Annotated in this window: 16 protein-coding genes; 1 reads left to right on the top strand and 15 read right to left on the bottom strand. The window is 32.3% G+C overall.

Annotation, left to right across the window (positions count from 1 at the left end; all coding sequences use genetic code 11):
- Positions 1-28: 28 nt before the first annotated feature.
- From B8T70_RS08845 to B8T70_RS08820, 6 genes are all read right to left on the bottom strand, one after another.
- A complete protein-coding gene (locus tag B8T70_RS08845) occupies positions 29-1315 on the bottom strand; it encodes an efflux RND transporter periplasmic adaptor subunit (protein WP_086894635.1) in 1287 nt (428 codons plus the stop codon).
- Between the two features lie 6 nt (positions 1316-1321).
- Positions 1322-2758 carry a TolC family protein gene (locus tag B8T70_RS08840; RefSeq protein ID WP_039114863.1) on the bottom strand — a complete coding sequence of 479 codons (1437 nt, stop codon included), beginning with the start codon at positions 2756-2758 and terminating at the stop codon, positions 1322-1324.
- Between the two features lie 84 nt (positions 2759-2842).
- Positions 2843-3958 (bottom strand): efflux RND transporter periplasmic adaptor subunit, encoded by a 1116-nt coding sequence (locus tag B8T70_RS08835; protein ID WP_039114865.1) that lies wholly within the window; start codon positions 3956-3958, stop codon positions 2843-2845.
- A gap of 40 nt (positions 3959-3998) precedes the next feature.
- Positions 3999-5270, bottom strand: coding sequence for an ABC transporter permease (locus tag B8T70_RS08830; RefSeq protein ID WP_039114867.1), 1272 nt, complete (start codon positions 5268-5270; stop codon positions 3999-4001).
- A gap of 2 nt (positions 5271-5272) precedes the next feature.
- Positions 5273-6517: an ABC transporter permease gene (locus B8T70_RS08825; RefSeq protein ID WP_086894634.1), complete on the bottom strand. Its 1245-nt coding sequence runs from the start codon at positions 6515-6517 to the stop codon at positions 5273-5275.
- Entirely contained in the window at positions 6510-7211 is a 702-nt protein-coding gene (locus B8T70_RS08820; protein ID WP_035617842.1) for an ABC transporter ATP-binding protein, read from the bottom strand. The genes B8T70_RS08825 and B8T70_RS08820 overlap by 8 nt, the downstream gene beginning before the upstream one ends.
- 169 nt (positions 7212-7380) lie before the next feature.
- Between B8T70_RS08820 and B8T70_RS08815 the strand changes: the two genes are divergently transcribed.
- The gene (locus tag B8T70_RS08815) at positions 7381-8790 is read left to right on the top strand and encodes a DUF4403 family protein (RefSeq protein ID WP_086894633.1); all 1410 of its coding nucleotides are present in this window, start codon (positions 7381-7383) and stop codon (positions 8788-8790) included.
- Between the two features lie 8 nt (positions 8791-8798).
- Here the strand turns inward: B8T70_RS08815 and B8T70_RS08810 are convergent, their stop codons facing one another.
- From B8T70_RS08810 to B8T70_RS08770, 9 genes are all read right to left on the bottom strand, one after another.
- Positions 8799-9065: a hypothetical protein gene (locus B8T70_RS08810; RefSeq protein WP_039114872.1), complete on the bottom strand. Its 267-nt coding sequence runs from the start codon at positions 9063-9065 to the stop codon at positions 8799-8801.
- Positions 9058-9597, bottom strand: coding sequence for a DUF420 domain-containing protein (locus tag B8T70_RS08805; RefSeq protein ID WP_086894632.1), 540 nt, complete (start codon positions 9595-9597; stop codon positions 9058-9060). Before B8T70_RS08805 ends, B8T70_RS08810 begins: the two co-directional genes overlap by 8 nt.
- Position 9598: 1 nt before the next feature.
- Positions 9599-10288, bottom strand: coding sequence for an SCO family protein (locus B8T70_RS08800; RefSeq protein ID WP_086894631.1), 690 nt, complete (start codon positions 10286-10288; stop codon positions 9599-9601).
- 12 nt (positions 10289-10300) lie between these two features.
- Positions 10301-10942 carry a hypothetical protein gene (locus B8T70_RS08795; protein WP_039114876.1) on the bottom strand — a complete coding sequence of 214 codons (642 nt, stop codon included), beginning with the start codon at positions 10940-10942 and terminating at the stop codon, positions 10301-10303.
- 77 nt (positions 10943-11019) lie between these two features.
- Entirely contained in the window at positions 11020-11370 is a 351-nt protein-coding gene (locus tag B8T70_RS08790; RefSeq protein WP_039114877.1) for a cytochrome C oxidase subunit IV family protein, read from the bottom strand.
- An 18-nt stretch (positions 11371-11388) separates the two neighbouring features.
- Positions 11389-12369 (bottom strand): cytochrome c oxidase subunit 3, encoded by a 981-nt coding sequence (locus B8T70_RS08785; RefSeq protein WP_039114878.1) that lies wholly within the window; start codon positions 12367-12369, stop codon positions 11389-11391.
- Positions 12370-12411: 42 nt separating this feature from the next.
- The gene (locus tag B8T70_RS08780; protein WP_039114879.1) at positions 12412-12999 is read right to left on the bottom strand and encodes a cytochrome c oxidase subunit 3; all 588 of its coding nucleotides are present in this window, start codon (positions 12997-12999) and stop codon (positions 12412-12414) included.
- Between the two features lie 2 nt (positions 13000-13001).
- Complete coding sequence (gene cyoE, locus B8T70_RS08775; protein ID WP_039118367.1) at positions 13002-13904, bottom strand: heme o synthase; 903 nt, start codon at positions 13902-13904, stop codon at positions 13002-13004.
- Between the two features lie 157 nt (positions 13905-14061).
- Positions 14062-16185, bottom strand: a complete 2124-nt coding sequence (locus B8T70_RS08770) for an energy transducer TonB (protein ID WP_086894630.1) — start codon at positions 16183-16185, stop codon at positions 14062-14064.
- Positions 16186-16199: the final 14 nt, after the last annotated feature.

Genomic DNA, 16199 nt, shown 5'->3' with positions numbered 1-16199 from the left:
ACTATAGAACTAGATTGTCTTGTCATTATTATTTTTTTTCTTTATCGGATTTAAGGCTAACCTTATCTCCTGAATTCAAATCTTTCGAAACTGTTGTGTATGGTCCTGTAATTACCACATCTCCGGCTTTCAGTCCAGACATTACTTCGATGTTTGTATCATCTTGAATTCCTGTTTTAATGATTCTAATTTTAGCTTTATCTCCCTCTTTCACAAAAACACATTCGAATTTTTTATCATTTTTAGGAGCTACTTTTTTATCATTTGGGTCTTCAACTTTAATTTCTTTTACTGCTGTAGTATCAGATTTTACAACTACGGCACTTATTGGCACCGCCAACACATTCTTTTTTGTGTTTGTTATAATATCAACTGTTGCTGTCATTCCTGGTCTAAAAGGCGAATATGCTTCTGGCTTCCCTTCCAATAAATCCTGATACGATTCTTTTAAAATTCTTACTTTAACTTTAAAGTTTGTTACCTGATCAGATGTTAATGTACTGCTCGCTGAATTAGAGATACTTGTTACGATACCTTTAAATTGCTTTTTTAAATAAGCATCTACTTCAACATTTGCTTCGTCTCCAACTTTTATTTTTACAATATCATTTTCGTTTACATCAACTTCAACTTCCATATTGTTCAGGTTGGCAACTCTTAAAATTTCAGTTCCAGCCATTTGTTGGGTTCCTAAAACACGCTCTCCAAGCTCTACATTAAGCACAGAAATTGTTCCATCTGCAGGAGCATAAATAGTAGTACGTCTTAAATTATCTTTAGCTTCATTTACAGATGCTGAAGCACTTTGTACAGCAAAATAAGAATTTTGCTTGGTTGCTTTGGCAACTTCAAAAGAAGCTATTGCTTTATCCCAATCTGACTTGGAAATAATTCCTTTTTCAAATAACTTTTTATTTCTTTCATAACTAGCCTTTGCCTCTTTAAAAGAAGCATCTGATTGACTTAAACCAGCTTTGGCTCCAGACAAATTAGAAACGGTACGATCATAACTTGATGTATATAAATCCGGATTTATTTTTACCAATAAATCTCCTTTTTTAACAACTTGCCCTTCTTTTACATTTAGCGCAATAATTTCTCCTGAAACCTCTGATGAAATTTTCACTTCAATTTCTGGCTGAATTTTTCCTGTTGCCGAAACAGTTTCTACAATAGTCGATGCCATTACTTTTGCAACTTCTATTTCTGTACCAGCATCTTTATTTCCTATTACACCTTCTTTCTTAAACCAAACTAATGCTGCAATGACAACTATTACGCCGCCTAATAAGAAATAAATTGTTTTTTTTGACATAATGAACTAGTTTTTAACAATCGGAATTCCAAAATAGAATTCTAATATTTTAATTTTAAATATATAGTCGTACTTCGTTCTAATAACTTCCGACTGTGCATTAGTAAGTAATGTTTGTGATTGATTAAAATCAAATGCATTCATTAATCCTACTGCAAATTTTTCTTTAGCATAATCATAAGCTCCTTGTCTTGACTCTAATGCCACAACCGATGCTTCATGTGCATTTAACGCTCCTTTTGCATCTGTAAAAGCAGTATAAACATTACGCTGTAAATCTAAGTTTTTTTGTTCTAATTCGATCTTAGATTTCTCTAAACTTACTTTTGAACGTTCTACGTTATTTCTTGCAGAGAAACCATTAAAAACTGGCACTGATAACTGGAAACCAAACGACTGTCCTTTATTATCTTTAAACTGATCCAAAATTGGCGCTGCATTTCCTAAAACTGGCGAAAAATTATTTTGCAATACACTTTGATTTGTCCCTTGTACAAAACCAATTTGCTTGGTAGGATTATTTGCATCCGGAACTGCCCCTGTAACAATATCTGAGTAACTTGCTCTGGTATTAAAATTATAAAATGCACTTAAAGTAGGCTGATAAGCACCTCTGGCAATAGAGACATTTTTCTCTGCAATTTCCAGATTCGTTTTAGCAATTTTTAAATCTGTTCTTTCTTCTTTTGCTTTTTCATAAATTGTACTTGCCGACTGTGACAAAATAGAATTTCCATCATTTATATTGGTATCGTCAACAACATCAAAATCTTCAAATTGTTTTAGTTGTAACAACTGTGCCAAACTTAATTTAGAAATTAGCAACGTATTCTCTGCAATGATAACATTTTGTTTACCAGTTGCAACAGTAGCTTTAATATCTAATAAATCTCCTCTTGGGATTGTTCCTGCTTTTACCAATTCGTCTGAACGTGTATATTGTTTCTCACTAATTGCAAGTTGTTCTTGTTGTACTTTTAAATTTTCTTTATTAAAAAGTACTTGCAAAAATGCATTTGCTACATTAAGCGAAATATCTTCTTGCATTTTTTGCAATTGATATTTTGATGCTACAATAGATAAATTAGCTTTTCGTAATGTATTCTGATTTTGTAATCCTTTATAGATATCAACTCCTACACTTGCTCCAACAGAAGAGTATTGTGTGGTTTGATTTTCAAGTAATCCCGTTGTAATATTCTGATTTAAACCAACGTTCCAGGAGTGTGAAGCATTGGCATTTACTGTAGGCAAATAATTCCCTATAGCAGATTTTTTATCAATAGTAGCACTTCTGGTATCTAATTCCGATTGTTTAATCGAGATATTGTTATCCAATGCATACTTTACGCATTCTTCTAACGTCCATTTTTTAGATTGCGCCTGAATTGACGCTCCAAATAGCAAGACAAAAACAAAATAAATATATTTATTATTTTTCATAAACTTTGAATCAAAGCATAGCAAAGATACTATACAAATTTAACATTCTTTAAAAACCAAAAATTCTTTTTTTCTAACTGCTACTTATTTTTTCTCTTCTTCTTTTATCAAGCCTTGATTCCAAATTTTTATTTTATCTGTAGCTGTAATACCACTTTTCACCTGAACATAAATTCCATCACTAACACCTAAAACAAGGTCTTTTCTCTGGAATTTTTGTGGTGCAGTTTCTACTTCAACATATGGCTTTTGAGTTTTTTTATCAAATTGTACCAATGATTCTTTTATAGCCAAAACTTTTTCTGCTTTATCTAATATAATCGATGCATTTGCACTTAAACCTGCTCTAATAAATGTATCATCTCTATTTTCAAGCGACCCTTTTATTTGAAACTGAATCGCTCCATTTTCTACCACTCCTTTTGGTGCAATATAACGTAAAATTGCATCAAATTTTTTGTTTTCTATGGCTCCAACGGTAATTTCAATTGGCATTTTTTCTTTGATTTTTCCAACTTCAGATTCATCAATTTTTCCAACAAAAATCATTCTTCCCACATCTGCCACACTCGCAATTGTAGTTCCTTCGTTAAAATTATTACTTTCGATAACCTGATTACCTACTTTTACAGGTACATCTAGTACCATTCCCGTTACTGTTGAACGAATTAAAGTATTAGCATAATTTCCTAATCCAGATGTAGTTCCTGTTTTTACAATATCAAAACTTTGTTTAGAAGATAAATAAGTTTGTTTTGCTTGTTTGTAAGCCACTTGTGCAGCATCAAAATCATTTGCAGAAATTACCCCTTTATCAAACAATGTTTTTTGTCTTTGATATAATTTTTCTTGATTATCTAATGCAATCTTAGCTGTCTGAACTTGATTTTGTGTGTTACTTACATTCGAAACATTTGCAACAACTTTAATCTTAGCAATCATGTCTCCTGCTTTTATAGTCTCTCCTGCTTTTATATAAACAGCTTCGATAATTCCCGAAATATTAGGTTTGATAAGTACCTCTTCATCAGGCTGAATATTCCCTGTCGCAATTGTATTTTTAACTATCGTTTTTATCTCAGCTTTTTCTGTTTGATAAACAATTGGCGACTCTTGATTTTTTGCATACAAGTAATACAAAGCCCCGAAGAAAACTACTGCGATAAAAATTAAAACGGTTATGGTTACTCCTTTTTTCATTTTGTTTTTTGTTTAATCGATTATTTTATTGATTGATAATTTATTCTGCTCGCAAAGCATCTACTGGCTTTACATTTATTGCAGTTTGTGCCGGAATAAATCCTGCCAGCAAACCTGACCCTACTAATATTAATAATGCCACAAAAACAACTCTTAAATCTACCGTTGGATTCGCAAACATCGTTTCTCCTTCTTGAGGCATCGAAGCCAATACCATATTAAGAATTGCAATAACCCCAGTTGCAACAGCAATACCTAACATTCCAGATATAATAGTTAAGAATATAGATTCCGAAAGTATTTGTCTGCGAATGGCTCCAGGTGTTGCTCCCAATGCTCTACGAATTCCTATTTCTTTGGTTCTCTCTTTTACCACGATAAGCATAATATTAGAAATTCCGATAACTCCAGAAATTAAAACTAAGGTACCTACAAAATAAGCAATGAATGTTAAGATTGTAAACAATCCTTGCACTTGATTAAATCGTTCAAACAAATCGAAATTCCCAACTGCTCTATCATCAATAGGATTAATAGAATGTCTTTCTTTTATTATTTCTATGATCTTTGGTTTTAAATCGGTTATAGAGGCTTTATCATTTGCGGTAAGCGCCATCCATCCTACTTTATCTCCGTAATTAAAGGCTTGCTGAAAGGTTGTAAAAGGAACAAATATATTTTTTTGTTCCGCTTCAGCGTTTCCATTATTTTGATTTTTAGAATAATAAACCCCTACTACCATAAAATTTACACCATTCACTTTAATGTATGTTCCTATAACTTCTTCGGCTTTTCCATAAAGTCCACTTATAACTCCTTTCCCGATAACGGCAACTTTTCTATTTTCTTTAATATCTTGTTGGTTTATAAAACGCCCTTTTATAATATCCATAGGCTGTTGTTTAATAAGCTCAGGATAATCACCAAAAATAGTAAAAGCAGAAGTTTTTGTACCTCGAACAACATTATTAACACCATCATTAGAATCTCCTAATTGGTTACGAGGAGACACATATAGTAAGTCTGGCAAAGCCTCTTTTAAAGCTGCAACATCACTATTTTTAAAATCATAACGTCGTGTTTTAGGCAATCCCTTGTAGGGTTTTGATGTAGTTTGACTCCACATAAACATGGTATTTGTTGCAATACCATCAAATCCTTTTTTAACACCATTCTCTAAACCATTTCCTGCTGCGAGTAAGATTACTAAAATAAATATTCCCCAAAACACACCAAAAGCGGTAAGCACTGTTCTAAACACATTAGCCGTTAAAGCTTCTAAAATCTCTTCCCAATTATCTCTATCAAACATAATTATTCATCTCTAAGTGCTACAATAGGTCTTATTTTTGCTGCTCTGTATGCTGGAAAAAAACCAGCCATTGCTCCCGCAAATACGAGCAAAACTAAAGTGGTCAACGCCACATTAAAATCAACTTCTGGATTTAAAAAGAATTCGCTTTTTATCATTGGTCCTACTACTTCCAGCAATAATAAACTTCCCAATAAACCAATGAAACCTGCAATTGTAGTAATAAAAATAGACTCATGCAATATCATTCCAACTATCGATATTGGCGAAGCTCCAAGTGCTTTTCTTATCCCAATTTCTTTAGTTCTTTCTTTTACGATAATTAGCATAATATTACTAACTCCCACAACACCGGCTATTATAGTACAAATTCCTACCCACCAAAAAAACAATCTGATATAAAGATTCAAGTCATAAACTTGTTTTGCATCTTTAACTGAGTTGTAAACCCCAATACCATTATCATCTTCTGGAGATACAACATTTTTAGTTTTTAAAAGCTGTTTTAAATCGGCAGTAAATTTTTCAGATTCTGCCAATGCTTCTTCATATGAAGCTTTTTTGTTTAATGTAAAAAACAAATTACTTACTTTGTCACCAATTCCATAAGCTCTTTGAGTTGTAGTCATTGGCAAATAAACTCTGGTTTCCTCTCTTTCTCCAGCCGGATCAGTAAAAACTCCAACAACTTTAAAATTGATATTGTTTATAGAAATTTGTTCTCCAAGCGGGTTTTTATCCTTAAATAAGTCTGTTTTTATTTTCATCCCAATTACTGCGACTTTTTCATAATTAGCCAAATCTTTGCTATTTATGAATCTTCCCATTACAATGGTAGCATTTTCGATTCCTAAATAATCAGGATCTACACCTCTAAACTGATAACTTGAAGATTCTTTCCCATAAGTTACACTCGCACCCCAAAAATTATATGTTGAAGCTCGTTTATCCAACTGATTTTCAAATTTTTGAACTGATTGCGAATAATCGCTATTTCTAAACTGAATTTGTCTCCCTGGGTTTAGTCCTTTATATTGTTTTGTAGTAACACCTGTCCAAACCTCTATAATACCTGCAGCATCACGTTCGAATTGTTTTTCGATTCCGTTCTGAAGTCCTTTACCCGCACCTAGAAGAATAACCAATATAAAAATTCCTGAAGCAACAGAAATCCCTGTAAGAAAGGTTCTTAATTTGTTTTTGGAAATTGCTTCAAATATTTCCTGCCAACGCTCAATATTAAACATAAGCTGATGCTCTTACTTGTTCTACGTATTTATCATCGATAATTAGTCCATCTTTCAAGACTACATTCCTTTTACACATTGCTGCAATATCTGGCTCGTGTGTTACAATCAAAATTGTTTTTCCTTCGTCATTGATTCCCTGAATCAGTTCCATTACTTCATATGATGTTTTTGTATCCAAAGCTCCGGTTGGTTCATCTGCCAATAATACTTTAGGGTTTGAAGCCAATGCTCTGGCTATTGCCACACGCTGTTTTTGCCCTCCTGAAAGTTCGCTTGGTAAATGGTGTGAATGCGAATCCAAACCAACTTTTTTTAAATAAGCCAAGGCAATTTCATAACGTTCTTTTCTTTTTATACCCTGATAATATAATGGCATAGCAACATTGTCTAATGCCGTTTTATAATTAATTAAATTAAAGGATTGAAAAACAAAACCTAAAAATTTATTTCTGTATCTAGATGCAATTGTTTCATTAAGATTTTTAATTGGCACATTATCCAGAATATATTCTCCCGAATCGGCTTCATCCAATATTCCTAAAATATTTAGCAATGTTGATTTCCCCGAACCAGATGACCCCATTATAGCAACCAACTCTCCTTCTTTAATATTGAAATTAATTCCTTTCAACACATGTAATTCAGATTTTCCCATTTTGTAGGATTTATGCAAGTCTTTAATTTCAATCATGGTTTGTTAATTTTAAAACAATAATACTTATTTTGCCAAGTAATTCAATATAATGAAATGTTAATAGTTTTAACCTATTACACTAATAAGACTAAATCTCTATCAAAATGTTACACTTTAATCTTAAAATATATTTGTTTTCTTAATTTTGCATCTTAAAAAAAATATAATGAAGAAATTAATATCGTTTCTAGCCCTCTCAATAGTTATCACTTTTATAACTAGCTGTTCTTCTTCTCAAAAATTAGCAACATTAAAGCCTGAGCCCGATGATGCTAGCCCATTAATATACGACAACACTCCTTCATTCATAAACTTGCCTATTACCGTAAAGCTAAAAGACATTGAAAACCAAACTAATACTTTACTTACTGGTTTAATTTACGAAGACAACAATATTGAAGATGACGATATCGAAATCAAAATATGGAAATTGGCTCCTATAAGAATTGAGAATGATCCTGCAAATCCTGACAAGAAAATCAAGACTATTCTACCTCTAAAAGCACTTGTAAAATATAGAATAGGAACCAAACAATTAGGCGTAGAGCTATACGATACCAGAGAATTTAATTTAAATGGAGTAATCACATTAGTTAGCTCAGTGGGGCTGACCAATTGGAAATTGAACACTAAAACCGAATTAAAATCATTAGATTGGAATGAGAGCCCAACTATGAGTGTTTTTGGAAAGAATATGCCTGTAACTTATCTTATAAATCCAGCCATTTCTATTTTCAAATCAAAATTAGAAAAAAGTATCGATGCTGCAATAGAAAAGTCTATGGACTTTAAACCAAATGTTTTGGCTGCCTTAGAAAAAATATGTACTCCATTCCAGATGAATCAAGAATATGACAGCTGGCTAAGAATTGTACCTATCGAAATATATTCTTCTGACGCTAAGCTAAAAAATGATTCTTTTTTATTAGAAATGGGAATGAAATGTAATATGGAGACCATAATTGGCAAACAACCTGAAACCAAATTTAGTGCTTCTAAAATAGTTTTAAAACCAGTATCTAAAATCCCCAAGCAAATTACAGCTAATATCGCTGCCGTGTCTAGTTACAAAGACGCATCTAAAATAATGACTAAAAATTTTGCAGGGCAAGAGTTTGGCACTGGCAGCAAAAAAATCACTGTCAAGAATGTTGAAATTTGGCATAAAGACGGAAAAATGATTATTGCCTTAGATGTTCTAGGTGCTGTAAATGGAACTTTATATCTAAATGGTTTCCCTAAATACAACCCGCAAACTAAAGAACTTTATTTTGACCAACTAGACTATGTTCTTGATACAAAAAGCAGACTAACCCGTACTGCCAACTGGCTTTTACAAGGTTTTATTTTAAACAAAATGAAAGAAAGCTGCCGTTACTCTATTCAGCCAAATTTAGAAGAGGGCAAACAGAGCATGCTTAATTATCTTAAAAATTATTCACCTATGCCTGGTGTTTTCGTAAATGGAAAGATGGATGACATAGAATTTCAAAAAGTGGAATTAACAAACCAAGCCATTATTGCTTTTATAAAAGTTAATGGAACAGTGAATGTTTCGGTAAACGGATTAAAATAAATCCTAGTTTACGCGTTCTTCTTTTTAGACTGATACATTCTAAAAATCAAATAGCCAATTACAGCAACAAGTAAATAAGGAACTACCATAAGGTAAACAATTCCATCATTTACTGCTTCGGCTTGCTTAGTATTTTCATCTCCGCCCAGAGCAGCGCGACACATTGCGCATTGTGCATTGACAGATAAATTAAAGAAAAAAATAACCAACAAGAAACTAATCTTTGCTAGTCTAGAAACACCTTGTTTCTTGTTGTTTGTATTTATATTAAACATAATAAGGGGAAATCATTAAATAAACAATTACTCCGGTAATAGCAACATATAACCAAAGCGGGTATGTGATTCTTGCAATTTTTCTGTGCTTGTCAAATGTATTTGCGATTGCACGAACATACGTTATTAAAACCAATGGAACAATTGCAATAGATAATAAAATATGTGAGATCAGAATAAAGAAATATACATATCGAATTGCACCTTCTCCGCCGAATTTGGTAGAATCTGATGTCATATGATATGCAATATACATTACCAGGAACGCTAACGAAAGTGCAATTGCCGTAGTCATTAAGCGTTCGTGAAGCTTGCGATTTCCTTTTTTGATAGCCATTACAGCAATAATCAAAACTAATGCTGTAATACCATTTATTGTAGCATAAATAGGCGGCAAGAAAGAAAGCGGCTCAACATTATATCCAAAATCTTTAAGTTTAACTCCAAATAAAATAGCAACTACAACTGGAATTACGATTGAAACAAGTATGATGTACTTATTGTATTTTTTTTCTAATGAATTATCCTCCATCTTACTCTTCTAATAATATATTTATATCTTGTTGTATATCTCTAACTCCTTTTTTATCTAATCCGTCATAATAAAGAATTGGGTTCCCAAAATCATCTTTACGACAACGAATATTACCATTTTTGTCAATCAAAGCAAATAAACCAGAATGTTCAAATCCTCCGCTTACTTTACTATTTGCTCCAGCATATAGATTAAATCCTTTATTAGATAAATCCATGATAACATTTTTATCTCCTGTCAAAAAATTCCAATTAGAAGATTTAACTCCTAGCATTTTAGCATGATCTTTTAATACTTGTGGCGTATCATGAACAGGGTCAATAGTTATAGATACAATTCCGAAGTTAGGATTCCCGAAAAACTTTTTCTCGATTTCTAACATACTCAAATTCATCTTAGGACAAATTGATGGACAAGTAGTAAAGAAAAATTCTAAAACATATACTTTTCCTTTATACGTTTCATTTGAGATTTTAACGTTATCCTGATTTGTTAATTCAAATTTAGGAGCTGGTCCAATTTTTACTAATTTACCATCATCCTTGACATCTTTTGAATTAACACTATCCAAACGACTCCCTTTTACAACAGTATCATTTTTTACTCTATCGATAATTTTAGGAATAGCATAAATACCAAAAATCAATATTATAAATGAGATTCCGATATATGATTTGTTTTTAAACATGGCAATATAATTTTAAAGTTGTTTGGTTGCATTATGATTCTTCTTAAGGGCCGCACGATACTCGTAAAGGATTATCTTAAAATCATCGAGCATTTCGTTACTTAGTTCAGATGGATGAAAAGTATTATATCCTTCCTTGTAATCTTTCTTTTCTTTTCTACCTCTTAAATTACGTCCCTTATCAACAATAAAGACATTAGGCGTACCTAGATGCTGATCTAGTTTTCCAACTAAATGCAATTGATTATAATACGTATTGATTTCGTCTGGTGAAGCAAAAACAAAATGCCATTGTGATACGTCTGTAAAAGCAGCTAAAGCATCTACTACTTTACGAGTATCTTCTTCAGTTCCCAAAGGACAAATTACAACAAATTGTAAATCTTGAAAAGTGTGATAGCGTTGGTAAATTTTTTCGTTTAAATTAAAATAATTTCCACGATTTTTTAAAATCTCAGTTCCAGAAAAACCGAGTATTGTTATTTTGTTATCCAGACTTACTTTTTCACCTCTCAAGGATTCCCAGTTTCCTAAGTCGGCAACTTTAGGTGTTATAACAGGCAAAGTAGTAAAACCATTCACGCCAGAAGCAAAAAAGAGATAAGCAACTATAGGCAAAACGAAGAGAACGAAAAGGACTATATTTTTTTTCATTATAGAAGGGAAAAATTTAAAGTACAAAAATAAAAAAAGGTACGCAATGCGTACCCTCTTTTTGAATTAATATCATGTTAAAAATTCCATTTAATAGTAGAATCTTTAAAAACCCCATAAATATAATGTCCTTCAGTTAAAAGAATAAACAATAAATATAAAACTAGGAAAATAACCGTTGAAACCACAGACCATCTTAGGCTGCTTTTTTCACCTTCCATGTGCATAAATGCCCATACTATATAATAAGCTTTATATATTGTTAAGATATAAAATATCCAATTCAATAAATTTAAACCTATAAAATGATTAAACTCTAATACTCCTGGCTTGTAGATTCCTAAAATAACCTCTACTGTTGTTACAGCTGATAGTAGTGCAAAAACGAACCAGATTCTTTTTGTATGTGATACATATTCGTGTGACATAATAATATAGATCTAAAATTAAACTAAGTAGAAAACTGTGAATACAAATACCCAAACTAAATCGACAAAGTGCCAGTATAAACCAACTTTCTCTACCATTTCATAGCTCTTTCTTTTTTCATAAGTACCTAACAATACATTAAAAAAGATAATGATGTTGATGATAATCCCAGAAATCACGTGAAATCCGTGGAAACCTGTAATAAAGAAAAAGAAATCAGCAAATAATTTATTTCCGTATTCGTTTCTAACCAAATTAGCACCTTCTACAACGTAATGTGCCTGACTTAATCTCAATTCAGACTCTTCTCTAGAAAGAACAGTTTTTTTCTTTTCCTTAGTAAGGACTTCTGTTCTTACTAACAATTCAGGATGTGCTTTAAAACCAGCTTGAACTTCAGCAACAGAATATGTTGGCAATGTTTCTGCATCACTCATAAACCATTTTCCTTTGTCTCTAGTTAATGCTTCTCTACCTTCTGGTAATTTTACTGCAAAATCTGCAAGAGCAACACGTTTCCCGTCTTTATCAACAAACTGAAGTAAACTTCCTCCTTTTGTTTCAACAGCTCCGTATTCACCTTTGATAAAATTTTTCCATTCCCAAGCTTGTGACCCAACGAAAATCAAACCTCCAATAATAGTTAAAAACATATATACTGCAACTTTGCTTTTTTTCATTTGATGTCCTGCATCAACAGCCAAAACCATTGTTACAGATGAAAAAATCAAAATAAATGTCATTAATGCGACATAATACATAGGTGCAGGAACACCATGCATAAAAGGGAAGTGAGTAAACACTTCATCAGCCAATGGCCAAGTTTCAATAAATTTAAATCTAGAAAAACCATAAGCCGCAAGAAATCCAGAGAACGTTAAGGCATCCGATACGATAAAAAACCACATCATCATTTTACCATAACTTGCTCCTAATGGCTCATTGCCGCCTCCCCAAGTTTTTTCTTCGTTATTTGCAGTAGTAACTGTCGCTTCCATAAAAGATATTCGTTAAAAAGTTCCCAAATTTACGTTTTTTTCTTATTTAAAGAAATATAAAAATAAAAATAAATAGACCCACAAGAAATCAAGAAAGTGCCAGTACATTGCACCTAGTTCTATTCCAAGAGTTTGAGTCGAATTGTATTTCTGTTTAAAATGATTATAAATAATAACTAAAAGAGAAATAATCCCTCCAGCTAGGTGAAACAAGTGTGTAACCGTTACAACATAAAGAAAAGTAGTCGTTATAGAACTCTCCGCTCCTGTAAAATAATAGCCATCTGCAACGATTTGTTCAAATCCTGCAAACTGTAAAACCACAAATAAAATTCCTAATGCTAAAGTAGTCAAAAGTAAGTTAGTTGTCGCTTTTCTATTGTCTTTTTGAATAGCTCTTTTAGCTAAATAAAAAGTAACACTACAACCAATAATCACTAAAGTACTATAATAAAACGCTGAAGGCAGCTGAAAATCCTTCAACCAGTCGGTTCTTGACTTACTAACCACAAACGCACTGGTAAGCCCAGCAAACATCATGGTCATACTAACCATTGCGAACAATAAAATCAATTTAGATGACTTAGCGCTTCTTGCTCTATCTTCATCTTTTGTCATTGTCATTTCCATAACTATCTTAAAAATTTATCAAATATAAAAATCAACTGCAACAAGGTAATATAAGAAACACTTACCAGCATCAATGTTCTAGCTGCTTTAGCCGTTCTTAATTTATACAGACGAACTGCATAAAACAACATCCAAAGCCCTAATAAGAACACTAAAATTGCCGCTATTGGCGTAATAAACAATTTACCTGTATACCCTAAAGATGGCAAAAGCGATGCTATAATAAGCCAAATCGTATATAATATAACCTGTAACGCAGTTCCTTTGTCTTTCTTCCCTGTTGGAAGCATAAAAAATCCTGCTTTTTCGTAATCCTCATACAAGAACCAACCAATAGCCCAAAAATGAGGAAATTGCCAAAAAAACTGAATTAAAAATAATGTTCCTGCTTCAATACCGAAATCTCCTGTAGCTGCAACCCATCCTAACATAAATGGTATCGCTCCTGGAAAAGCACCTACAAAAACAGACAAAGAAGTCACTGTTTTTAATGGTGTGTAAACACTGGTATATAAAAAAATTGAAATCGCACCAAACATTGCTGTTTTAGGATTGATTGTATAAAGTAAAGTTAATCCAATAATTGTAAGTAAAGACGCTACAAGCAAAGCAACTTTAGGCGACATTCTTCCTGAAGGAACTGGACGATTCTTTGTTCTGTCCATTAAAGCATCAAGGTCTTTCTCGATAACTTGGTTATAAGCATTTGAAGCTCCTACCATACAATATCCTCCAATTGCTAAAACTAAAAGTACCGACCATTGAAATGGATGTTGATCATCAAAACCAAGTAGGTAACCAGCTATCGAAGAGAACAAAACACTTACGGCGAGTCCTGCTTTTGTGATTTCTTTGAAATCATTAAAAATAGATTTGAGTGAAAGTGTATTTTGTGTTGCGTCCAATGCGTTGTTATTTTGGTTTTTTCAAAACTGGTGCAAATGTACAAATTAGATTGCAGAATTTAGGACGATAAAATTACATTTTTTCAATAGAAAGCACTAAACATGCTTCAATTTCACGATAAAACCGAATCATCTGCAAAAAATCTTACTAAATATTTTAATAATCAAAATACCAATTAAAGACATCTGCTCTTAATCCTAAAGTAAACCATGTTGTACTTTCCTTAAAATTTGCCGCAGTATCTTTAGTCGGATCAAAGTTTCTATAAATTAAACTTCCAAAGAATTTTAAGTTTGTAGCTGGATTAACTAAATAACCTGCCTGAATGTCGGTAATAAAAACCGATGTTTTATTCCCTTGCCCAACTTCTACACCTGTATTATAAGGTCTTTTTACATCATAACTCTTATAAATATCCGATCCATAATTAAATGAATCTTCCGCAGTATCAAAATCCAAACCTCTGGTTCCAACCGTAATTTTTGCATCTGCAAAATACCTTCCTTTATGATAACGAGCAATAGCTATAAATTCGCTAAAATTACCTCCCCATTGATGTCCAATACTTTGATTATTATGACCATAATTTGTTATAACAGCACTATGAGAATACACATACGGGCGCACATGATTATACTCTAATTGCATCAATAAATTAGGCACATGAAATGCATTATAATACTTAGCTCCTAACTGATATCCAAATTTATTCTTCCAGCTTTTTTCTCCACTTCCCATATCACCAACTGAAAATTCATCCAGAAGAAATTGTCCATACAAATTAATTTGATTATTCCATTTATACTTTGCAGTTAAACCAAGTAAAGCATTACCGCTTCTAGAAGAAGAAGCAAACTCAACCGATCTGTAAAAAATAATTGGATTAGCAAAAGCCATATCAAAACCTCGGTCATTGCTATTGGTCCAGATTACTGACTCAAAGAAACCTAAGTTTAATCTATTTGTAACATTTAAACTTAAATAATGGTTTGCCATATATTTACTGGCATAAGTTTTATCTACTGTTGCATCGGGTCTAACATCCTTAAGAAACATATAAGTATTGGTATACTTTATTTTCCAAAAAGTAGTATTCATTTTAAAATACGGATACGGACTTGCCCCATCGCTCTCTAATAAAGAACGATATCCGTCTCCTATGAAATTTCTTCCATAACCTAATTGAAAATCAAAAATTTTACCTGGCTTATAAGTCAAATTTGCTTCCGCAGAAGGAAAATCATAGCCATCTGTTTTAAAAGCTTTAGCAATTCCAATTCCAGGAATTACAGCAGGATTTCCACCCGAAGGCTTTATCGATTCAGCATAACTATTATAATAATCAGCAAATCTTCCCTGACTTTCAAAAACTGTCGTAGTAAAATTAAGATGCTTACCTAGACCACCTCTAAAATTAAGCGCTCTTGTATTTACATAAGTATAAGAAATATCACTTTTTGTATCCTTACCTACTTGTAAATCCACAATAGCATTTAATGTAAACCAATATCCCTCTCCTTCTATTTCGACTAAACTTTCATTCCAAAGTTTACGTCCCCACCAACCAGAAACATCCTTTTTAAGCGATTCATTCACCGCTTTAAGATTATAATATTTTGAAACTTCGGCATACGTATATGGCTTTGAAGCTGTGTGATTATTACTCCCCACTTTATTTAAAGCCCCATCAAATTGGGCGTAATAACTATGAGAAAAAGGAATATTTAAATTACTGTCAAACTCTGGATTTGTATATTTTTTATAAACAATACTATCCAATTCTGTCATAGGTGCAGTATCAGGTTTAATAATCTTTGACGCTGCTATCGCTTCCTCAGAAATTTGTCCTGCCGTTTTTAATGGTATATTAATTACGATCGTATATTTAGAATACGTTGGCTTTCCATCATAAGTAGACGGCTTAATTTTAGGAAATGTGGCAAAAACACGTTTTGTTTCCTGAACTAATTCATCATTATTAGCATTAACATATATAACCTTAAATTCTCCATTTCTGTCCACTTCAAAAAGGACTTTTACATCACCTTTATAATTATTCTGTTTTAAATTTGAAGGAATTTGAAAATTTTTAAATACAAAATCCTGAACCTCGCTATAGAAACAATTTTCCAAAGCTTTCGATTTTAAATTCTCGCAAGTTGGAAAAATTGGAAATTCTTCAGAAGTAAAACTAGACTTAACAGTTAAATTATTTGCTTCTTGAGAAGCAGCCATTAAAGAGTAAAATGCTATAATAAAAGTCAAAAAACCTTTGTTCATACGGTGGTTTTGGT

It is taken from the genome of Flavobacterium sp. AJR, assembly GCF_002156885.1.
Classification (GTDB): domain Bacteria; phylum Bacteroidota; class Bacteroidia; order Flavobacteriales; family Flavobacteriaceae; genus Flavobacterium.
This window is presented reverse-complemented; position numbering and strand designations above follow the sequence as displayed.